The organism is Rhodopseudomonas pentothenatexigens, assembly GCF_900218015.1.
GTDB lineage: Bacteria > Pseudomonadota > Alphaproteobacteria > Rhizobiales > Xanthobacteraceae > Rhodopseudomonas > Rhodopseudomonas pentothenatexigens.
Genome location: NZ_UFQQ01000028.1, coordinates 1 through 19,533, shown reverse-complemented (window position 1 = coordinate 19,533; position 19,533 = coordinate 1). Strand labels below are relative to the sequence as shown.

General features: G+C 67.5%; 18 protein-coding genes. 10 read left to right on the top strand and 8 right to left on the bottom strand.

Annotated features, from left to right (window positions below; all coding sequences use genetic code 11):
• The first annotated feature begins 4 nt into the window (after positions 1-4).
• The 4 genes from DWA33_RS20725 to DWA33_RS20710 are packed head-to-tail and all read left to right on the top strand — an operon-like array spanning position 5 to position 4,348.
• Positions 5-1,864, top strand: a complete 1,860-nt coding sequence (locus DWA33_RS20725) for a [FeFe] hydrogenase, group A (RefSeq protein ID WP_114360408.1) — start codon at positions 5-7, stop codon at positions 1,862-1,864.
• A gap of 12 nt (positions 1,865-1,876) precedes the next feature.
• Complete coding sequence (locus DWA33_RS20720) at positions 1,877-2,869, top strand: ABC transporter substrate-binding protein (protein ID WP_114360407.1); 993 nt, start codon at positions 1,877-1,879, stop codon at positions 2,867-2,869.
• A gap of 7 nt (positions 2,870-2,876) precedes the next feature.
• Entirely contained in the window at positions 2,877-3,653 is a 777-nt protein-coding gene (locus tag DWA33_RS20715; RefSeq protein WP_244601358.1) for an ABC transporter permease, read from the top strand.
• Complete coding sequence (locus DWA33_RS20710) at positions 3,650-4,348, top strand: ABC transporter ATP-binding protein (RefSeq protein WP_114360405.1); 699 nt, start codon at positions 3,650-3,652, stop codon at positions 4,346-4,348. Before DWA33_RS20715 ends, DWA33_RS20710 begins: the two co-directional genes overlap by 4 nt.
• Before the next feature lie 16 nt (positions 4,349-4,364).
• On the opposite strand, the gene DWA33_RS20705 is transcribed toward DWA33_RS20710, so the two are convergent.
• Positions 4,365-5,243 (bottom strand): LysR family transcriptional regulator, encoded by an 879-nt coding sequence (locus tag DWA33_RS20705; RefSeq protein ID WP_114360404.1) that lies wholly within the window; start codon positions 5,241-5,243, stop codon positions 4,365-4,367.
• A 127-nt stretch (positions 5,244-5,370) separates the two neighbouring features.
• Here DWA33_RS20705 and DWA33_RS20700 point away from each other — a divergent pair, with 127 nt between their 5' ends.
• From DWA33_RS20700 to DWA33_RS20675, 6 genes are all read left to right on the top strand, one after another.
• On the top strand, positions 5,371-6,525 hold the full coding sequence (locus DWA33_RS20700; protein ID WP_114360403.1) for an ABC transporter ATP-binding protein: 1,155 nt from the start codon (positions 5,371-5,373) through the stop codon (positions 6,523-6,525).
• Positions 6,518-7,477 carry a carbohydrate ABC transporter permease gene (locus tag DWA33_RS20695; RefSeq protein WP_114360402.1) on the top strand — a complete coding sequence of 320 codons (960 nt, stop codon included), beginning with the start codon at positions 6,518-6,520 and terminating at the stop codon, positions 7,475-7,477. Before DWA33_RS20700 ends, DWA33_RS20695 begins: the two co-directional genes overlap by 8 nt.
• Positions 7,474-8,310 (top strand): carbohydrate ABC transporter permease, encoded by an 837-nt coding sequence (locus DWA33_RS20690; protein WP_114360401.1) that lies wholly within the window; start codon positions 7,474-7,476, stop codon positions 8,308-8,310. The genes DWA33_RS20695 and DWA33_RS20690 overlap by 4 nt, the downstream gene beginning before the upstream one ends.
• A 23-nt stretch (positions 8,311-8,333) precedes the next feature.
• Positions 8,334-9,614: an ABC transporter substrate-binding protein gene (locus DWA33_RS20685; protein WP_114360400.1), complete on the top strand. Its 1,281-nt coding sequence runs from the start codon at positions 8,334-8,336 to the stop codon at positions 9,612-9,614.
• A gap of 63 nt (positions 9,615-9,677) precedes the next feature.
• A complete protein-coding gene (locus DWA33_RS20680; RefSeq protein WP_114360399.1) occupies positions 9,678-10,502 on the top strand; it encodes a phosphodiesterase in 825 nt (274 codons plus the stop codon).
• Entirely contained in the window at positions 10,499-11,323 is an 825-nt protein-coding gene (locus tag DWA33_RS20675; protein WP_114360398.1) for a phosphodiesterase, read from the top strand. Before DWA33_RS20680 ends, DWA33_RS20675 begins: the two co-directional genes overlap by 4 nt.
• Positions 11,324-11,329: 6 nt before the next feature.
• On the opposite strand, the gene DWA33_RS20670 is transcribed toward DWA33_RS20675, so the two are convergent.
• The 7 genes from DWA33_RS20670 to rfbC all read right to left on the bottom strand — a co-directional run bounded on the left by DWA33_RS20670 (position 11,330) and on the right by rfbC (position 19,409).
• Positions 11,330-12,970 (bottom strand): potassium channel family protein, encoded by a 1,641-nt coding sequence (locus DWA33_RS20670; RefSeq protein ID WP_114360445.1) that lies wholly within the window; start codon positions 12,968-12,970, stop codon positions 11,330-11,332.
• The gene (locus DWA33_RS20665; RefSeq protein WP_114360397.1) at positions 12,963-15,242 is read right to left on the bottom strand and encodes an ATP-binding protein; all 2,280 of its coding nucleotides are present in this window, start codon (positions 15,240-15,242) and stop codon (positions 12,963-12,965) included. The genes DWA33_RS20670 and DWA33_RS20665 overlap by 8 nt, the downstream gene beginning before the upstream one ends.
• Positions 15,243-15,346: 104 nt before the next feature.
• Positions 15,347-16,237 (bottom strand): hypothetical protein, encoded by an 891-nt coding sequence (locus DWA33_RS20660; protein WP_114360396.1) that lies wholly within the window; start codon positions 16,235-16,237, stop codon positions 15,347-15,349.
• Between the two features lie 14 nt (positions 16,238-16,251).
• Entirely contained in the window at positions 16,252-16,989 is a 738-nt protein-coding gene (locus DWA33_RS20655) for an FkbM family methyltransferase (RefSeq protein WP_114360395.1), read from the bottom strand.
• Between the two features lie 74 nt (positions 16,990-17,063).
• Complete coding sequence (rfbA, locus tag DWA33_RS20650; protein ID WP_114360394.1) at positions 17,064-17,951, bottom strand: glucose-1-phosphate thymidylyltransferase RfbA; 888 nt, start codon at positions 17,949-17,951, stop codon at positions 17,064-17,066.
• Positions 17,948-18,847 (bottom strand): dTDP-4-dehydrorhamnose reductase, encoded by a 900-nt coding sequence (gene rfbD / locus DWA33_RS20645; RefSeq protein ID WP_114360393.1) that lies wholly within the window; start codon positions 18,845-18,847, stop codon positions 17,948-17,950. The genes rfbA and rfbD overlap by 4 nt, the downstream gene beginning before the upstream one ends.
• 4 nt (positions 18,848-18,851) lie before the next feature.
• On the bottom strand, positions 18,852-19,409 hold the full coding sequence (gene rfbC, locus DWA33_RS20640) for a dTDP-4-dehydrorhamnose 3,5-epimerase (RefSeq protein ID WP_114360392.1): 558 nt from the start codon (positions 19,407-19,409) through the stop codon (positions 18,852-18,854).
• Positions 19,410-19,533 lie beyond the last annotated feature (124 nt).

Here is a 19,533-nt window from a genome sequence, read left to right as displayed (position 1 = left end):
AGCGATGTGCACCCCCGATCAGGCCGGCCATTCTGCCCGCGATCCCGCCGAGGCGACGATCGCGCTGTCGATCAACGGCATCGCCTGCGCCGGCTTTGCCAACGAGACCATCCTGTCCTGCGCGCGGCGCTACGACGTCTACATCCCGACGCTGTGCGAACTGGAAGACATCGATCACACCCCCGGTGCCTGCCGGGTCTGCCTGGTCGAGATCCTGCAGGCCGGCAAGGACACGGCGCAGATCGTCACCGCCTGCAACACCCCGGTGCGCAACGGCATGGAGGTGCAGACCCGCTCCAAGAAGGCGCGCGACATGCAGCGTCTGCAGGTCGAGCTCTTGATGGCCGACCATCTGCAGGATTGCGCGACCTGTATCCGCCACGGCAGTTGCGAGCTGCAGGATCTGGCGCAGTTCGTCGGGTTGCAGCAGAACCGGTTTTTCGATCGGGAACGGACCGAGTCGCGCCCGGTCGATCAGAGTTCGCCGTCGATGGTGCGCGACATGCGGCGCTGTGTCCGCTGCCAGCGCTGCGTGGCGATCTGCCGCTATCACCAGAAGATCGACGCCTTGGCGATCGAAGGCAGCGGCATGGAACGGGTTGTGGCGCTGCGCGACGCGGACGGCTATCCGAACTCGGTCTGCGTCTCCTGCGGCCAATGCGTGCTGGTCTGTCCGACCGGCGCCCTCGGCGAACGCGACGAGACCGAGCGGGCCCTCAGCTATATCTGCGATCCGAACGTCGTTACCGTGGTGCAGTTCGCACCGGCGGTGCGGGTGGCGTTCGGCGAGGAATTCGGCATGCCGGCCGGGACCAATGTCGAAGGCCAGATCATCGCCGCCTGCCGCAAGCTCGGGGTCGACGTGGTGCTCGACACCAATTTCGCCGCCGACGTGGTGATCATGGAGGAGGGCGCCGAGCTGCTGGCGCGGCTGAAGCAGGGCCGGCGCCCGACCTTCACGTCGTGCTGCCCGGCCTGGATCAATTTCGCCGAGATCCACTATCCGGAGGTGCTGCCGCTGCTGTCCTCGACCAAGTCGCCGCAGCAGGTGCTGTCGACGATCGCCAAGAGCTACTTGCCAGCGCAGCTCGGCGTGCCGGCAGAACGTATCCGGGTGATCTCGATCATGCCGTGCATCGCCAAGAAGGACGAGGCGGTACGGCCGCAACTGTCGCACGACGGCCATCCGGAAACCGACCTGGTGCTGACCACGCGCGAATTCGCCCGGCTGCTGCGGCGCGAGGGCATCGACCTGAAGGACCTGCCGTCGTCGCAGTTCGACCGGCCGTTCATGAGCGCGTATTCCGGCGCCGGTGCGATCTTCGGCACCACCGGCGGCGTGATGGAAGCGGCGGTGCGGACCATCTACGCGCTGGTGAACGGCCGCGAGCTTGATCGGATCGAGCTGACGCAGCTCCGCGGCTTTGAAGGGCTGCGCGAGGCCAGTGTCGATCTCGGCGGCCCGGTCGGCGAGGTCAAGGTCGCCATGGTTCACGGCCTCGGCGACACCCGCCGGCTGGTGGAATCGGTGCTGAGCGGCGAGGCGAACTACGATTTCATCGAGGTGATGGCCTGTCCGGGCGGCTGCGTCGACGGCGGCGGGTCGCTGCGCTCGAAGAAGGCGTATCTGCCGCTGGCGCTGAAGCGGCGCGAGACCATCTACAATGTCGACCGCGCCGCCAAGGTCCGGCAGTCGCACAACAATCCCCAGGTGCAGGCGCTGTACCGCGAACTGCTGCAGGCGCCGAATTCCGAGATCGCGCATCAGCTGCTGCACACTCACTATGCCTCGCGCAAGCGCGAGCTGCAGCACACCGTCAAGGAGATCTGGGACGATCTCACCATGAGCACGATCCTGTACTGACGGGGGCTCGTGATGACTTCGCCTCAGCACCCGCTGGTCAATCGTCGCGAGGTCGTGTGCGGCCTGGCGGCGTTGCCGATGCTGGACCTGACGCGGGCGTTCGCGGCCGAGCCGCTGACGCTGTGGGGGATTCCGGCAACGCCGTCGGCGCTGTTCGTCCGCGCGGTGACGTCGGAGCGGCTGCAACAGATCGCGCCCGGAACGCGCTTTCAGCTCTGGAAGAGCACGGACCAGATGCGCGCCGGGATCGCGTCCGGACAGTTCCGGCTGTTCGCGACCTCGACCTACGCGGCCGCCAATTTCTTCAATCGCGGCGCCGGGACGCGGATGCTGAACGTCGTTACCTGGGGCGTGCTCTACGTGATGGCGCGCGATCCGGCCATCAGGTCGGTCACCGATCTCGCCGGCCGCAGCATTCTGCTGTCGAACAAGAACGAGGCGCCCGATCTGTTGTTTCGGCTGGTGCTGCGCCGGGCCGGGCTTGATCCGGACCGCGATGTCCGCTGCGAATATGTCGGCTCGCCGGGCGAGGCGGTGCCGCTGTTTCTCGCCGGCCGCAGCGACGTCGCGGTGCTGCACGAACCCGCCGCCACCACCGCGCTGCTGCGCGCCAGGCAGGAGGGCAGGCCGGTCTATCGCGTATTGGATATCGCCGAACTGTACGGCCGCCACACCGGGCGGGGGGCGCGGATTCCGCAGGTCGGGCTCGCAGTCAGCGCCGAACTGCTGGACACCCAGCCCGAGATCGTGGCCGCAGTGCAGGCCACCTGCGTCGAAGCAAGTAACTGGATCGCGGCGCATCCCCGCGAGGCCGCCGAGCTTGCTGCGCCGGCGCTCGGCTTGCCGGCCGAAGTGATCGCGGCGTCGCTGCCGCATGTTCGCCTCGACGTCGTTCCGGCGCGACAAGCACGCGACGACATCGAAGTGTACTTCAAGAATCTGATGGAGCTCGACCCGGGCATCGTCGGCGGCCGGCTACCCGCTCCGGCGTTCTATGCAGGGTGAGCGGCCGGTGCGGCGAGGCAAACCGCGGGTCTCGTCGGCCTGGAGCCTGGTCGGCATCGCGCTGCTGCTCGTGCTGTGGCAGGCGGGGCACCGCCTCTACGGGCCTTTGGTCCTTCCGGGGCTCGGCGACACGGCGCTAACGCTGTGGCGGATGATCCGCGCCGGGCAGGTCGGGCCGGCGCTGCTCGAGACCGCCGGCAATGCCGGGCTCGGCTGGATCATCGGCGCGCTGATCGGCTCGTGTGCCGGGATGCTCGCCGGCCTGCGCGAAGAGGCGCAGCGTGCGCTGCAGCCGGTCGCGATCATTCTGCTCGGGGTGCCGGCGATCGCCTGGGTGGTGATGGCGCTGCTGTGGTTCGGCGGGCGCTGGGCGGTGGTGGTGACGGTCGCTGCTGCCACCGGACCGATGCTGTTCGCCGCGGCGCTGGAAGGTGTGCGCAGTCTCGACGGCACGCTGGCCCGGATGGCGCGGGTGTACCAGCTGCCGCTCTCGGCGCGGTTGACCGAGCTGTATGGGCCGCAACTGCTGAGCCATCTGTTTCCGGCGCTGGTGACCACGCTGGCGATGTCCTGGAAGGTCGCGGTGATGGCCGAACTACTCGCCGGCGCCGGCGGCATCGGCGATGGTTTGGCCACCGCGCGCGCCCATGTCGACACCGCCGAGACCATGGCCTGGGTGGTGGTCGTGGTCGGGGTGCTGATCGTGGTCGATGCCGGCGTGCTGCAGCCGCTGCAGCGGCGGCTTTGGCTATGGCGCGACGACGAGCGGAGCGGCGGCCGATGAGCGAGCCGGTGCTGCAGTTCCGCGGCGTACAGTTCGGCTATCAGGCGGCGCCGGTGCTGCGCGGCATCGATTTCGACGTCGAGGCAGGCTCGATCACCGCGGTGATGGGGCCGTCCGGAAGCGGCAAGAGCACGCTGATGGCGCTCGCCGCCGGGCTCTTGATGCCGGACGCCGGCGCGGTGCATCGCTGCAGTACGCGGCTCGGCATGGTGTTTCAGGATCCCGCATTGCTGCCGTGGCGCACCGCGCTCGACAATGTGGCGTTTCCGCTGATCGCGCTCGGCCTGCAGAAGCGCGAGCGCCGCGAACGCGCACGGGCGATGCTCGCGAATGTCGGCCTCTCCGGCGACGATGCCGGTAAGTATCCGCGCCAGCTCTCCGGCGGGATGCGGCAGCGCGTGGCGCTGGCGCGGGCGTTGGTGATCGAGCCGGATCTCCTCCTCTGCGACGAGCCGTTCAGCGCGCTCGATGCGCTGGTGCGAGCCGAGCTGTGGCGGATCCTGCGCGGCATCCATGCGCGCAGCGGCCTGACGATGCTGATCGTCACCCACGACGGCCCTGAGGCGATGCAGTGCGATCACCTCGCCATCCTGTCTGCGGGCCACATCGAGCAATTCGGCACACCGGCCGAGATCGCGCACCATCCCGTCAGCGACGTGGTCCGAACCTTTGTGGCCGCATCGACAGGGCGTTGACGACGGCGCCGCCTTCTTACTCGCGCGGCGGCGAGTGGGCGCCATTGGCGAGGAAGAACAGTTCGACCAGACGCCCCTTCTTGCCGGCGAGCGCGAAGATGCACTCCGGCGACTCGGCATCGAGTTCGACGATCGGCACCTTGGCGATGCGGTCGACCCGGCTGGAGCCGTGCTCCCACATGAAGCCGATGCCCAGGTGATTGGCGACCGCCTCCAGCATGCCTTCGCGGGTGTTGACCACGATCGACGGAATCGGCCGCAGGTTGGCGGCGCGGAACGCGCGGTCGACCGCACGCTGAGTTGACGAGTCGCGGGTGCGGAACACCAGCGGATAGCGCATCAGCTCGGCGATCGAGACCTGCGGTTTCTTCTTCAGCGGATGGTTCGGATGGCACAGCGCAACCACGCGCTGTTCGAGGCAGATCTCGCGGCGGAAACGGCGGTCGGCCGGCACGTCCGGCAGCATGCCGATGTCGACGCGCTGATCGACCACCGCGGCGACGATCGCCGACCAGCTTCCGATTTCGATCGCGACCTGCACCTTGGGATACATCTGCTTGAAGGCCGCGATCAGCGCCATGCCCGGCATCGAATTGCCGAGCCCGACACGGAGTTCGCCGCCGGCCAGTTCCTCGCGCTGCGACAGGATCGACAGCGCGTCGGTCTCGATCGCCTGCATCCGGCTGGTGGCGCCGTAGAGCTGGCGGCACAGCGAGGTCGGAATCAGATTGGCGCCGTGGCGCTCGAACAGCGCCACGCCGAATTCGCCTTCGAGTTCGCGCACCGATTGCGCCACCGCCGATTGCGTCACGCCGATCCGCCGCGCCGCGGCTGCGAAGCTGCCGGCATCGAACACGGCGTTGACGGCGCGCACCCGCGCCGAAGTCAGGGCCATCGGGCTCGCTTCTCCGCATCACCAGGAAACCTGGTGAGAGCCATAAGCAAAACTGGCGACCGTTATGTGACTGTCAGACGCCACCCGTAACCCTGTGCCGCATCGCAATCAGGCCGGAGCACAGGTGATGGCGAAGATCGAGCTCAGCGCGATCCGCAAATCGTTCGGCGACACCGAAGTCCTGAAGGGCGTCGATCTGTCGATCCACGACGGCGAATTCGTATCGCTGGTCGGGCCGAGCGGATGCGGCAAGTCGACACTGCTGCGGGTGATCGCCGGGCTGGAGCCGCAGAGCGCCGGCGAAGTGAAGATCGGCGGCGTCGCGGTCGATCACGTCCGGCCGAGCGCGCGCAACCTCGCGATGGTGTTTCAATCCTACGCGCTGTACCCGCATCTGTCGGTGTTCGACAACATCGCGGTGCCGCTGCGGATGAAGCGATTGTCGGCACTGGAGCGCGCGCCGCTGCTCGGCCGGCTGTTGCCGAACCGTTACCGTGTCGAGCGCAGTATCCGCGCCGATGTCGAGCGCGTCGCCGCCCAGCTCGAGATCTCGCCGCTTCTGGCCCGCAAGCCTGGGCAGCTCTCCGGCGGCCAACGCCAGCGCGTCGCGGTCGGTCGCGCTTTGGTACGCGAGCCGGTCGGCTTCCTGTTCGACGAGCCGCTGTCCAACCTCGACGCCAAACTCCGGGTTCATATGCGCGCCGAAATCGCGCAGCTGCATCGCCGGCTGAAAGCGACTTTCGTCTACGTCACGCACGATCAGGCCGAGGCGATGACGATGTCCGGCCGGATCGCCGTGATGATCGGCGGCGAACTGGTGCAGGTCGGCACGCCGAGCGACGTCTACGACAATCCGCGCGATATCCGGGTCGCCGAGTTCATCGGCAGCCCCAAGATCAACGTGCTGCCGGGTGCGGTGCAGACCGACGGCCGCATCGTGATGCTGGATCGTGTGCTCGCAGCCCGCGCCACGGCGGGCGCCGGGCCGTGCCGGGTCGCGGTCCGCCCGGAGCGGATCAGTCTCGGCGGCGGCGATCTGTCCGGCGTCGTGGTGCATGTCGAGAACATGGGCGCCGAAGCCTTCGTGCATCTCGGCTGCGACGGGCTGACCGATCCGGTGGTGATCCGGCTCGACGATCCGCTTCGGCTTCCCGCGATCGGCAGCACCCAGCGGTTCGGCTTCGCGCCCGAGGCGATCCGGCTGTTCGACGCCGCCGGCAAGCGGCTCGCGCTTCGGACCGGTACGTCCATCGAGGCGATCCGCGAGGTGGCCCATGTCTGAGGCCACCATGTCCGATGCCGCCGTCGCGCTGCGCGATCTCGACGCGCCCGCAACTGCGCGCGCTTCGGCCAGGCCGCGGCGTCGCGGCCGCGGCACCGTCGCCTATGGCCTCGTCGCCCCGGCGTTCACGCTGATGCTCTTGATGCTGCTCGGTCCGCTCGCCGGGGTGGTGGCGCTGTCGTTCACCGATTATCAGCTCGGCGCGCCGTCGTTCGCCTGGATCGGCCTCGCCAATTATCAGCAGCTGTTCGCCGATCGGGTGTTCTGGATGTCGCTGACCAACACGCTGACTTACGCGGTGATCGTGGTGCCGGGCTCGGTCGCGCTCGGCCTCGGCGTCGCGATGCTGATCGAGAGCGGAACGCGCTTACGCAGCTTCTATCGCACCATCTACTTCCTGCCGGTGATGGCGACCCTGATCGCGATGGCGATCGTGTGGGAGTTCATGCTGCACCCGCAGTTCGGCCTGGTGAACGGGCTGATCAAGATGGTCGGCTTCGCACCGCATCCCTGGTTGCAGGATCGCGGCACCGCGCTGTACGCGCTGTGCGCGATCGGGATCTGGCAGGCGGTCGGCTTCAACATGGTGCTGTTCCTGGCCGGGCTGATGTCGATCCCGAAGCACCTCTACGACGCCGCCGAGATCGACGGCGCGGCCAGCGCGTGGTCGCGGTTCCGGCTGGTGACCTGGCCGATGCTCGGGCCGGTGACGCTGTTCGTGGTGGTGATCACCGGCATCCGGTCGTTCCAGGTGTTCGACACCGTCCACGTCCTCACCAAGGGCGGGCCGTCGAAATCCACCGAAGTGCTGATCCACACCATGTACATGGAAGGCTTCGAGTTCTTCCGCTCCGGCTACGCCGCCGCGGTGACCGTGGTGTTCCTCGGCCTGGTGCTGCTGCTGACTTTGGTGAAATCGCGGCTCGCCGCCAAGCAGGTGCATTACGCATGAGCGCCGTGCGACCAAGCCTGATCCGCTCCGCTCTCCGCCACGCCGTGTTGATGCTCGGCGCGGTGCTGATGCTGGCGCCGTTCGTCTGGATGCTGTCGACGGCGTCCAAGCCGCCGGACGAGATCTACTCCAGCGACCTGCATCTGATCCCGCATCACTTCGCGCTGTGGGACAATCTCCGCATCGCGTTCGGCAAGGCCGATCTCGGCCGCTTCCTGCTCAACGGCGTGATCGTCACGGTGTCGATCTTCGCGCTGCAGGTGCTGATCGCGCTGCCGGCCGCCTATGCGCTCGCCAAGCTGCGCTTCCTCGGGCGCAAGGCGCTGTTCGCGCTGGTGCTGTTCGGCATCCTGATCCCGCCGCAGGCGACCGCGATCCCGGTGTTCCTGCTGCTGCACCAACTCGGCGCGCTCGACAGCTACGCGGCGCTGGTGCTGCCGTTCACCATCTCGGTATTCGGCATCTTCCTGATGCGGCAGTTTTTCATGACCGTGCCGGACGATCTGCTCGACGCCGCCCGGATGGACGGGATGTCGGAGTTCGCGATCGTCTGGCGGGTGATGCTGCCGACCGCGATCCCCGCGGTCACCGCGTTCGGCATCTTCTCGGTGGTGGCGCACTGGAACGACTATTTCTGGCCGCTGATCGTGCTCAACAGCCAGCAATACTACACGCCGCCGCTCGCGGTCGCGCATTTCCGCAATGCCGAGGCCGGCACCAGCTACGGCCCGCTGATGGCGGCCGCGATCGTGATCATCACCCCGCTCGTCGTCGCCTTCCTGCTCGCGCAGCGCCGCTTCATCGAAGGCATCACTTTGACCGGACTCAAGTAATCCAACCCCAACAGGAGGCCAACATGCTGAAGAGATGGATCGCCGCAGCCGCGATGACGCTGGTTGCGGGTATTGCCCACGCCCAGCAGCAGACCGAGGTGGTGCTGCAGTTTCCGTATCCGGAACTGTTCACCGAGACCCACAAGCGGATCGCCGACGAATTCGCCAAGGTGCATCCGGAGATCAAGGTCACGTTCCGGGCGCCGTACGAGTCGTACGAAGAAGCCACCCAGAAGGTGCTGCGCGAGGCGGTGACCAATCAGTTGCCCGACGTCACCTTCCAGGGCCTCAACCGCATCCGCGTGCTGGTCGACAAGAACATCCCGGCGCCGCTCGACGGCTATATCGCGGCCGAGAAGGATTTCGACAAGCAGGGCTTCCACCAGGCGATGTACGATATCGGCACCGCCAGCGGCAAAGTCTATGCGCTGCCGTTCGCGATCTCGCTGCCGATCGTCTACGTCAATCTCGACCTGGTGAAAAAGGCCGGCGGCGATGTGAACAACCTGCCGACCACCTGGGACGGCATGCTCGACCTCGCCAAGAAGGTCAAGGCGCTCGGCCCCGACACCAACGGCATCACCTACGCCTGGGACATCACCGGCAACTGGCTGTGGCAGGCGCCGGTGTTCGCACGCGGCGGCACCATGCTCAACGCCGACGAAACCAAGGTGGCGTTCGACGGCCCCGAAGGCCAGTTCGCGATGCGCACCATCGCCCGCCTGGTCACCGAGGGCGGCATGCCGAATCTCGACCAGCCGTCGATGCGCGCCACCTTCGCGGCCGGCAAGACCGGCATCCACATCACCTCGACCTCGGACCTGAAGAAGACCACCGACATGATCGGCGGCAAGTTCGCGCTGAAGACGATCGCGTTCCCGGACGTCGTCAAGCCGAACGGCCGGCTGCCGGCCGGCGGCAACGTCGTGCTGATCACCGCCAAGGACAAGGCCAAGCGCGACGCCGCCTGGGAAGTGGTGAAGTTCTGGACCGGCCCGAAGGGCGCGGCGATCATGGCGGAGACCACCGGCTACATGCCGCCCAACAAGGTCGCCAACGACGTCTATCTGAAGAACTTCTACCAGAACAACCCGAACAACTACACCGCCGTCAGCCAGCTTGCGCTGCTGACCAAGTGGTACGCGTTTCCCGGCGACAACGGCCTGAAGATCACCGACGTGATCAAGGATCACCTCAACTCGATCGTCTCCGGCGCGCGTGCCAAGGAGCCGGACGCGGTGCTCGCCGACATGACGAAGGATGTCCAGGCCCTGCTGTCGAAGACCGTCGGCGCCGCCAAGTAACGCACGGATCAACTCGCGGCGGAGCGCGTCCTGCGCTCCGTCGCGTTTCGTTCGGAGCCGGCCATGAAACTGATCCATCTCAGCGACATCCATCTCACGACCCCGGGTGCGACGATCGGCGGCCGCAATCCGCGGCTGAATTTCGAGCGAGCGCTGACCCACATCCTGCGCGACCATCACGATGCCGAGCTGATGGTGATCACCGGCGATCTGTCGGACTGGGGCGATGCGGACGATTATCGCTGGCTGAAGGCGCAGCTGGGTGCGTTTCCGATTCCGGTGCGGCTGTGCATCGGCAATCACGATCGCCGCGAGAATTTCCTGAGCGTGTTCCCGGAATCTGCCGACGAGCACGGCCTGGTGCAGGGCGTGGTCGATACCCCGGCCGGCCGCTGCCTGCTGCTCGACACCGCCGAAGCCGGCACCCATGCGGGCCGCTATTGCGAGACGCGCAAGGCGTGGCTGACCCGGCAACTCGCCGAACATCCCGGTCCGTTCCTGCTGTTCATGCATCACAATCCGATGCCGACCCATCTCGGTCCGATGGACCAGATCCGGCTGCTCGACGACGCCGCATTCCGCCGGATCGTCGGCCGGCATCGCGACCGCATCCGCCACATCTTCTTCGGCCACTGCCATCTGCCGCTGGCCGGCTCGGTGGCCGGCGTGCCGGTCAGCTCGCTGCGCGGCACCAACCATGCCAGCTATCCGCTGTTCTCCGAGCGCCGGATGCTGAGCGCCTCCGACCTGCCGGAGTCCTACGGCGTGGTGTTCTTCGGCGACGACTACGTCACCGTGCACATGGTCGAGTTCGGCTACACCGGCGAGGTCCGGGTCGAGGGCTCGCCCGACTACAACGCCTGGAACAGGGAGACCATGGCGCGATGAAGTTCGTCGTTCTCACCGATACGCATTTCGTCGCCCGCGGTCGCCGCATCTACGGGCTCGATCCGGCCGAGCGGCTCGCCGCCGCGGTGGCGCGGATCAACCGCGAGCATCCCGACATCGCCTTCGTGATCGTCACCGGCGATCTGGCGCATTGGGGCGAAGAACCTGCTTACGACAATCTCGCTTCGGTGTTGGCGGGATTGCGGGCGCCGACCATCCTGATGATGGGCAATCACGACAAGCGCGACGCCTTCGCCAAGTTCTTCCCCGGCGTGCCGCGCGATGCGAGCGGTTTCGTGCAGGCCATGCAGGTGTTCGAGGCGGCGACGATCGTCACGCTGGACACGCTGAACGAAGCCGCGCCGAACCACGAAGGCCTGCTATGCGACGCCCGGCTGGCGTTCCTCGAACGTGCCCTCGCCGAAGCGCCGGCCGACCGACCGTTGCTGTTGTTCCAGCATCACCCGCCGTTCGACACCGGGCTGCGCTATATGGACACCATCCGGCTCGCCAATCCGGACGCCGAGTGGGAGGTGATCGCCCGCACCCGGAAGCCCGACTATCTGTTCATGGGTCATCTGCACCGGCCGATTTCCGGGGTGTGGCGCGGCATCCCGTATCATATCCAGCGCGGGCTGGCGCATCAGGTCGCGTTCGATCTGGTGGCCGAGGGCCACATTCCCGGCTCGCACGAGCCGCCGGACTACGCCCATGTCAGCGTCGAGGTCGACCGCATCGTGATCCACCAGTGCTCGTTCATGTATGACGGGCCGCTGTTCTCGCTGCACGACAGCGTCGCGCTGCATCGCGTCTCGTTCTGACTCGCCTCAGCGGCCTCCGAGCCGCCGCTGCTGTGTTGCACGGGCGGCAGCGGAGCCGACGCACAGCAGCGTATCGCCCGGCTGCAGCACGACGTCGTCTGCGGGCGTCTCGATCGTGCTGCCGCCTCGGATCAACCGCAGCACGATCGCACGCCGCCGCAGCGGGTGTGCGGCGTCCTGGTGCTCCGGATCGACGCAGAGCTCGGCCACGCTCAACGGCTGTTTCAGCGCGCCATCGGCTCCGATCAGCTTCGGCGCGTTCTCGGCGTCGAGCACGGCGCTCCAGAACTGCGGGGTGTCGTTGCCGAGTGCGGCGCGCAGCCGCTCCGACAGCGTGAACGCCCAGAACTCGTCGCTGCGGCGCGCGGCGTCGAGAAAATCCGCGAGCAGCGGCGTTCGCAACGCGGCCAGACATTGATGGGCGATGATCTCGCTCGGCACCATGGTGATGTCGGCGCCGAGCTTGGCGAACAGCATGTGGCTGGCCCGCAGGTTCTGTCGGGCGATCAGGAAGATGTCGGGCTTCAGCCGCCGCGCCGCGATCGCGATCGCCAGATTCTCGGCATCGTCGTCGGTGCCGGCGACGATGCCGGATGCCTGCGCGATGCCGGCCTCGCGCAACGCCGCGATGTCGGCCCCGCGGCCGTGCACGGCGTGATGGCCTTCGGTCCGTGAGCCGACCGGGTCGATCACCGCCGCGGTGAAGCCGCCGCGCTGCACGGCGGCCACCACCTCGCGACCGAACCGGCCGTAGCCGCACACGATCCAATGGCCGGGAGCCGCCGGCATCCGCGCCGGCGCGCTCGGAAACAGATTGGCGCCGGGCGAGCTGGTCAGCCAGGCGGTCAGCCGGTAGACGTCCGGCGCCCGCATCGCCAGCGTCAGGTGTTCGGCGAATTCGCGAAACGGATTGATCACCCGGTGCGTGCCGAGCGAACTCATCGACGCGGCGGTCGCTTGCGAATCGGCACGGCCGATCACCGTCAGCCCGGGGCGCAGGATCGAGGCGGCGATCGCGACGGCGAGATTGACCTCATCGTCGTTGCACAGCGTCAGCACGCCTTTGCATTCTGCCTTCATCAGGCCGGCGGCCGTCAGCGTCTCCGGCGAGCGGGCATCGGCGATCAGCGCCGGCGCTTTGCCGTTCAGCCCCTCGATTTCGAGCTGCTGCACGGCGCGCTCGTCCTTGTCGATCGCGATCAGCCGGCAGCCGAGCTGGCGCAGCGCGTGCACCACCGTCATGCCGGTGTCGCCGAGACCGCACACCAGATAGAACGGCTGATCCAGCCCGGCGACAGCGCGGCGAAACCGGCGGTCGACCAGCGCCTGCTGAAACGCCTTTTCCTGAACCAGGCTGAGCAGCGAGCCGAGCAGCCACGCCCAGCCGATCACCGACAGATAGATGATGACGGTGACGAAGCCGCGCTGCTGGTCGGTGAACGGATGCGGCAGTTCGCCGAAGCCGATCGTGGTCGCCGTGTAGGTGACGAAATAGAAAGCGTCGAACAGCGTCATCCGCCACGGGTGACCTTGAGCATCGACCCCCGGGATCAGCATCAGCCCGAGCGTCGACACCGCGAAGACGAGCGCCAGCAGGATCAGCGGCGGCCGCAGCCGGGAGAGCCCGAGGCGGACGATGCTACGCATCGCGCCGTTCCCCATCGGGCGCGAGCGTGAAGTAGAACGTCGCGCCTTCGCCGAGGCGGGATTGCACCCAGATCCGGCCGCCGTGATGCGCCACGATCCGGCGCGTCATCGCCAGACCGACGCCGGCGCCTTCGGCTTTCTGCTCCGGTTGGTCGACGCGATGGAACATCTGGAAGACCAGTTGCTGATCGGTCTCGGCGATGCCGATGCCGTTGTCCCGCACATAGTAGCGCGGCGGCGTGCCGTCTTCGACGCCGATTTCGATCCAGCGCTCCGGCTTGTCGTTGTACTTGATCGCGTTGCCGATCAGATTGGCGAACACCTCGCCGATCCATTCGCGATGACCGTGGACCGTTCCGAGCCGCATCGGCCGGCGCACCTCGATGCGGTCCTCGGCGATCCGGCGCGCGAACGGCGCCAGCGCGTCGTCCACCACCGCGTCGAGGTCGACCGTCTCGGCGGCTGAGTCGCTGCCGCCCCGGCTGCGGTCGAGCAGCGCATCGACCAGCGCGTCCATCCGCTGCGTCAGCTTCAGGATGGTGGCGACCTGCTGCCGGCCCTCCTCGTCGAGCACTTCGCCGTGGCGGCGGCGCAGCGAGGTGGTGAGATGATGGATGCCGCGCAGGTGCTCCTTCAGCTCGGCGGAGGCGACGTCGGTGTAGCGGCTCAGCTCCGAATGCGACGCTTCCAGCGCCCGGTTGATCCGCTCGATGCGTCCCTTGCGGGCGGCGGCGATCTCGGCGATGGCGGCGGCCAGCCGGGTGGCGGCGTCCTTCTCGTCGTCGCGCCACGGCACCGCGCGGCCCTGCACGCTCTCCTTCCACAGTGCGAAGGAGTTGCGCGGCCGCAGCCGCTGCATGCCGTCGGCATCGCTGATTTCGACCGGCTTGTGCGGGTCGCCGGCCCATTGCACGTCCTCGATCTGCTCCGGCCGCAGCCAGGCGATCAGGATCGGCTGATCGGGCATCGGCCGTACCGCCAGCACGCCGCTGGCCTGGCTGGCGATGGCTTGCGCGGCGGGATCGTGCGTCGGCAGCCGGTCGGTGGCGAACACCGGCCCGGCGCGTTCGAGCAGCCAGTTCGTCAGCTCGCGCAGCGGCGCGGCCGCCGGCGCCTCGCCACGCGTGGCTGCTTCGCCGCCGGTCTGCACGACCACGCCACCGGCGTCGATCAGCGTGCTCAGCAGGTCGAGTGCGCCGGCGGAGCGGAGCGCCGCGCCGATGTCGGCCTCGCTGTCGAGCAGGCGCGTGAGCGCCTCTGCGGACGCCTTCCTGGCGCTGATTCGTTCGAACTGCTCGGCGTCTTCCTTCGCCGACATCAGCAGCGACAATGTATGGGCGAGAAATTCCGCCGCCATCCGCATCTGGTGCGAGATGTGGCGGGGAGCGGCATGATGCATCGCCGAGATCAGGCCCCACAGCCGGCCTTCCTTCACCAGCGGCATCACCAGCGTCGACTGCACGCCCATGTTCTTGAGGTACCCGGTGTACATCACCGAGACGCTGCGCAAGCTCGCGAAGCTCATGTCGACCGGTCCGGTCACCAGCGGCGACTTCGCCGCCAGCAGCGGCACCGGCGTGTAGCCGACATCCGGCAGGTGCCGCACCCAGCTCAGCGCGAACAGTCGCCGCGCCGGCGCCGGAATGTCGCTCGCCGGATAATGCAGCCCGAGATACGGTTCGAGATCCTCGCGCCTGGCTTCGGCGATCACCTGGCCGCTGCCGTCCTCGGCGAAGCGATAGGCCATCACCCGGTCGTAACCGGTGAACGCGCGGATCCGCTCGACGGCAAGATCGAAGAACGCCTGCACGCCTTCGGTCGCCTGTAGCGCCGCGAGATCGGCGCGAACTGCCGAATACAGATTCGAGGTGGCGCCGGCCGCTTCCGGTTCGGCGTTCTCGAATTCCAGAATGATCAGGCCGCCGCAGCGATGGGCGAACAGATGCCAGCCCTGGTCCGAGCCGAGGAAGGACTCCCGGGCGATGTTGACGGGACCGCTGTCGAGCGGCATCCGGCGCAGCGAGCCGATCAGCTCGCGCCACCCGGACCCGAGCACCGCGGCGATCGGGGCGCCGATCACCGCCTCCGGCGGTTTGCCGATGAACGCCGCGCAGTTGGCGCTGGCGTGCAGCACGCGGTCGGACTGCTCGTCGACGGTGAGCATCGCGCCGTGCGGCTGGATCGCCTCCGGATATTGCACCAGCTCGCGGTCGCAGCTCGACAGGTCGACATTCCTGGCGGTGACGATACCGCCACTGTCGGCTTCATTCATCCAGTCGCTCGCATCTGACCTCCGGCCGCCGCTCGTGGCCGCCCGGCCCGATGCCGGGGCGGTGGTAGCTTCGGCCGGCGCGGCGCTGGGCGCCTTGACCCGGATCAGCCGACCGGCGGTTTCCCGGCGACGGCGAGGTGCGGCGCCAGCAGCTCCATCACCACCCGGCGCTTGTCGCGCATGATTTCCGGCTCGCCCATCTGGCCGACTTCGTGCAGCCAGCTGCCGCACCACTGAAACGGCCCGTCATAGGTGGCGAGACCTTCCCGGTACGGCACGAAGCGCGACGGAGACTGCTGCAGTCTGGCGAGGTCGAGCTTGCTGTAAAGTGGCCCCCAGTTGCCGCCGCCGGTATCGAGGCCAAGGAACCAGTCCTGGCCGAAGTCGAGCGGCAGGTCGCGCACGGCGGCGAACCGCATCATGGTGAAGCCGGCCCACAGGAACCAGCGCTCGCTCGGCGGCTCGGTGGTGCGGACGTAACCGTAGACGTCCTGAGTGGCGAGCGGCGCGAACGGATCGTCCGGCGCGGTCGGAAACAGATCGTGATCGAGCAGACCGAACATCTCCGGCGCCCCTGGCCGGATGATGTTGTGCCAGATCCAGTTCAGCACGATGCCGTGCGAGCGGCTGCTCTTCTGCCACGGATTCTCCGGCGCGCGTAAGTAAGGCACCCCGTGCGCCGCAGCGACCCGTTGGATCTCGGCGGCGCGGTCGTCGTCGGGCGAATTGTCGACCACGATGTACAGCGCACCCGGCACGAACAGCCGGATCAGCGGCGCCTGCAAGTCGATTGCCTGCGGATCCTGATATGCCACCGTGAACAGCGCGCGCCGGCCGGTGATCATCCGCGCCACCGCGGCCGGATCGCCGACCTTGGCGGACTGCCGGCGATAGCGGCGGTCGATCCGGTTGTAGCGCGCGGTCTTCAGCCCCTGCGACAGCGGCCGCAGCCGCTTCCAGTCGGCGAAGGTGTAGTCGGAGAGTTTCTTCGGCACGGCGCAGTCTCGCTTCAGGCGGTGGCGGCCGCAGCCGGTATGCGGGTCCAGACTTCGGTGCAGACCATCGTGCCGGAGGTGCTCAGCGCGGTGTCGCGCGCGAAGCCCTGCGCGCCGAGATGATGCCGCAAGCCATCGATGACGGCCGGATCGACCCCGGCAAGATGAAATTCGGCCACCACCGCGCGCAGCCGCTGCATCGGGCAGGCCGGCAGGATGTCGGTCTCCATGCCCTCGGCGTCGAGCACCAGCACGGTCGGCTGATAGGCGGCGATCACTTCGGCGATCGCCCGGACCGGGACCTCGACGGTGGTCTGATAGTTGCCGCCGATCGATGCACCGAGCCAGCTGCCGTCGCCGATCGCCAGCGTTGCGGTGCCTGCCTGCGCGCCGACTGCGGCGCGCTCCAGCCGCACCGGCAGCCGGTTGAGGGCGAAATTGTCGGCAGCGACCGCGGCCGCCGCCGGGTTCGGCTCGAACGCCACGACGTTGTCCGCGCCGGCGACCCGCGCCGCGGTCAGCGACACCACCCCCATGCAGGCGCCGATATCGACCACGCGGTCGCCGGGCCGCACCACCGCCTTGATGGCGTTGCGCTCGGGGCCTTCATAGTCGCCGGCCAGCAGGGCGTGGATCATGCCTTTCGGCACGTCGGCGCGGTAGCCGACCAGCGTGAAGCCGTCGAACGGCACCGTGGGCGCCCGCAGCAGGCGGCGCAGCCGGGCGCGCAGACGATCGAGCAGGGCAGACAAAACGTGCGTCCTCGTAAAACGATGAGCCCCGTAATCAGCAGCTTCTACCGGATCAGGCAAGCCCGGCGGCGGTTTCAGGCCAGGCCGTCCGGATTTGACGCCAACCGCAGCAGATACCGACCATAGGCGCCCTTGGCGATCGGCTGCGCCAGCCGTTCGAGCTGGCGCGCGTCGATCCAACCGAACCGGAACGCGATCTCCTCGGGGCAGCAGATCTTGAAGCCCTGGCGTTTCTCCAGCACGCGCACGAACTCGCCGGCGTCGAGCAGGCTATCGGGCGTGCCGGTGTCGAGCCAAGCGAACCCCCGGCCCATCTTCTCGACCCGCAGCTTGCCGCGTTCCAAGTATGTGCGATTGACGTCGGTGATCTCGAGCTCGCCGCGTGCGGAGGGCTTCAGGTTCGCTGCAATCTCGACGACGTCCCGATCATAGAAATACAGCCCGGTGACAGCCCAGTTCGAGCGCGGCTGCACCGGCTTCTCCTCGATCGAGCGCGCGACCTGATCGGAATCGAATTCGACGACGCCATAACGCTCCGGATCGCTGACCTGATAGGCGAACACCGTGGCGCCCTCCGGATGCTGCGCAGCGTTCTGCAGTAACGGGATCAGATCGTGGCCGTAGAACAGATTGTCGCCGAGCACCAAGGCTGACGGCTGCCCGGCGACGAAGTCGGCGCCGATGATGAACGCCTGCGCCAGACCCTCCGGCTTCGGCTGTTCGGCATAGCTGAACGACATGCCCCAACAGGCGCCGTCGCCCAGTAACTGCCGGAACCGCGGCAGGTCGGCGGGCGTCGAGATAATCAGGATATCGCGGATGCCGGCCATCATCAGCGTGGTCAGCGGATAATAGATCAGCGGCTTGTCGTAGATCGGCATCAGCTGCTTCGACACCGCGGCCGTCATCGGATGCAGCCGGGTGCCGCTGCCGCCGGCGAGAATAATACCCTTGGTGATCATGGTCGGTCCGCGTCCTGCGCAAGCAGCCGCTCGATACACGGTTGCAGCGATTGCCGCCAGTGCGGCAGGCGAATGCCGTGAACGGTGGCGAGCAACGAGGTGTCGAGCCTTGAATTCGCCGGCCGCCTGGCGGGGGTCGGATACTCCGTCGTCGGGATCGGAATCACCGTCGCGGACGGTCCGCCGGCCGCTCGCGACAGAGCGAAACTCGCTTCGGCGAATTCGGCCCACGTGGCCGTGCCAGCCGCAGTCATATGGAAGACACCGCGCAAATCGGACCTCGCCGATTCAGCCAGCAGATTGTGGACGACGCCGATGACGCCGTCGGCGATATCGAGCGCGCTGGTCGGCGCGCCGACCTGGTCGCACACCACGCGCACTTCGTCGCGCTGCCGCGCCAGGGCCAGCATGGTGCGTACGAAATTCCTGCCGAAGGGGCTGTAGACCCAGGAGGTTCGCAAGATCGCGTGATCGGGTGCGGCTTGCGCAACGGCGCGTTCGCCGGCCAGCTTGCTGACGCCATAGACGCCGAGCGGTCCGGTAGGGTCGTCTTCGCGATAGGGGCGGTCGCCGCGGCCATCGAACACGTAGTCGGTCGACAATTGTACGATCGGCACACCCAGTTTCGCTGCCGCGCGCGCGACGGCGGCTGCGCCTTCGGCGTTGATCGCGGCGGCGAGGTCTGGTTCGGTCTCAGCCTGATCGACGGCCGTGTAGGCCGCGGCATTGACGATCGCGTCCGGCTCGAGTCCGATCAACGTCGCTTCGAGCTCTGCCGGCCGTGTCAAGTCGATCTCCGGCCGGGCCAGCAGGAGGATCTGTTCGGTCGAGCCGGCCGCGCGGACGCTGAGCGCCTGCGCGATCTGGCCGTGACGACCGGTGACGGCGATTCGCATCCTGTTACTCGAAATAGCCGGGCAGCGACGCGAAAGGCGGCAGCAGCAAGTCCTTGTCGGACAGCACCGCTTGATCGGCGGTCACCGGCCAGCGAACGGCGAGATCGGGATCGTTCCAGGCGATCCCGAGATCGTTCGGCGGCGAATAGTAATTGGTCACCTTGTAGGCCACCACCGTATCGGGCTCGAGCGTGCAGAAGCCGTGGGCGAAGCCGACCGGAACCAGCAGCTGCTTGCCGTCCTCGGCGGACAGCTCCTCCGCGACCCATCGGCCGTAGGTCGGCGACGATCGGCGCAGATCGACTGCGACGTCGAGGATGCGGCCTCGCGCCACCCGTACCAGCTTGTCCTGTGCGAACGGCGCGCTCTGGAAGTGCAGGCCGCGGATGGTGCCGACGGCGGCGGAGATCGACTGGTTGTCCTGGACGAAGTCGAGCGCAATGCCGTGGTCGACGAAGCGCTGCCTGTTGTAGGTCTCACAGAACACGCCACGCGAATCCGCGAACGCTGTCGGCGTGATGATCTTCACCGCGTCGATCGCGGTCGGGGTCACTGTCAGCATGATCTTCCCATTGTCGGCGTGCCGCTAGCTGTGAGCTTTCATTAGGTTGTCCATCCGGTCCGGACCGGGGATGCTGAGGTTGCGATGCTTCAGTATCCAGGGAGGGACCGGATGAACATTCACA

What these genes read in the sequence shown, in the direction of transcription:
- DWA33_RS20670 (WP_114360445.1), bottom strand. Translation starts at nt 12,970, where the DNA reads ATGCGTAGCATCGTCCGCCTCGGGCTCTCCCGGCTGCGGCCGCCGCTG.
- DWA33_RS20710 (WP_114360405.1), top strand. Translation starts at nt 3,650, where the DNA reads ATGAGCGAGCCGGTGCTGCAGTTCCGCGGCGTACAGTTCGGCTATCAG.
- DWA33_RS20680 (WP_114360399.1), top strand. Translation starts at nt 9,678, where the DNA reads ATGAAACTGATCCATCTCAGCGACATCCATCTCACGACCCCGGGTGCG.
- DWA33_RS20685 (WP_114360400.1), top strand. Translation starts at nt 8,334, where the DNA reads ATGCTGAAGAGATGGATCGCCGCAGCCGCGATGACGCTGGTTGCGGGT.
- DWA33_RS20700 (WP_114360403.1), top strand. Translation starts at nt 5,371, where the DNA reads ATGGCGAAGATCGAGCTCAGCGCGATCCGCAAATCGTTCGGCGACACC.
- rfbD (WP_114360393.1), bottom strand. Translation starts at nt 18,847, where the DNA reads ATGCGAATCGCCGTCACCGGTCGTCACGGCCAGATCGCGCAGGCGCTC.
- DWA33_RS20675 (WP_114360398.1), top strand. Translation starts at nt 10,499, where the DNA reads ATGAAGTTCGTCGTTCTCACCGATACGCATTTCGTCGCCCGCGGTCGC.
- DWA33_RS20720 (WP_114360407.1), top strand. Translation starts at nt 1,877, where the DNA reads ATGACTTCGCCTCAGCACCCGCTGGTCAATCGTCGCGAGGTCGTGTGC.
- DWA33_RS20695 (WP_114360402.1), top strand. Translation starts at nt 6,518, where the DNA reads ATGTCTGAGGCCACCATGTCCGATGCCGCCGTCGCGCTGCGCGATCTC.
- DWA33_RS20690 (WP_114360401.1), top strand. Translation starts at nt 7,474, where the DNA reads ATGAGCGCCGTGCGACCAAGCCTGATCCGCTCCGCTCTCCGCCACGCC.
- rfbA (WP_114360394.1), bottom strand. Translation starts at nt 17,951, where the DNA reads ATGATCACCAAGGGTATTATTCTCGCCGGCGGCAGCGGCACCCGGCTG.
- DWA33_RS20665 (WP_114360397.1), bottom strand. Translation starts at nt 15,242, where the DNA reads ATGAATGAAGCCGACAGTGGCGGTATCGTCACCGCCAGGAATGTCGAC.
- rfbC (WP_114360392.1), bottom strand. Translation starts at nt 19,409, where the DNA reads ATGCTGACAGTGACCCCGACCGCGATCGACGCGGTGAAGATCATCACG.
- DWA33_RS20705 (WP_114360404.1), bottom strand. Translation starts at nt 5,243, where the DNA reads ATGGCCCTGACTTCGGCGCGGGTGCGCGCCGTCAACGCCGTGTTCGAT.
- DWA33_RS20725 (WP_114360408.1), top strand. Translation starts at nt 5, where the DNA reads ATGTGCACCCCCGATCAGGCCGGCCATTCTGCCCGCGATCCCGCCGAG.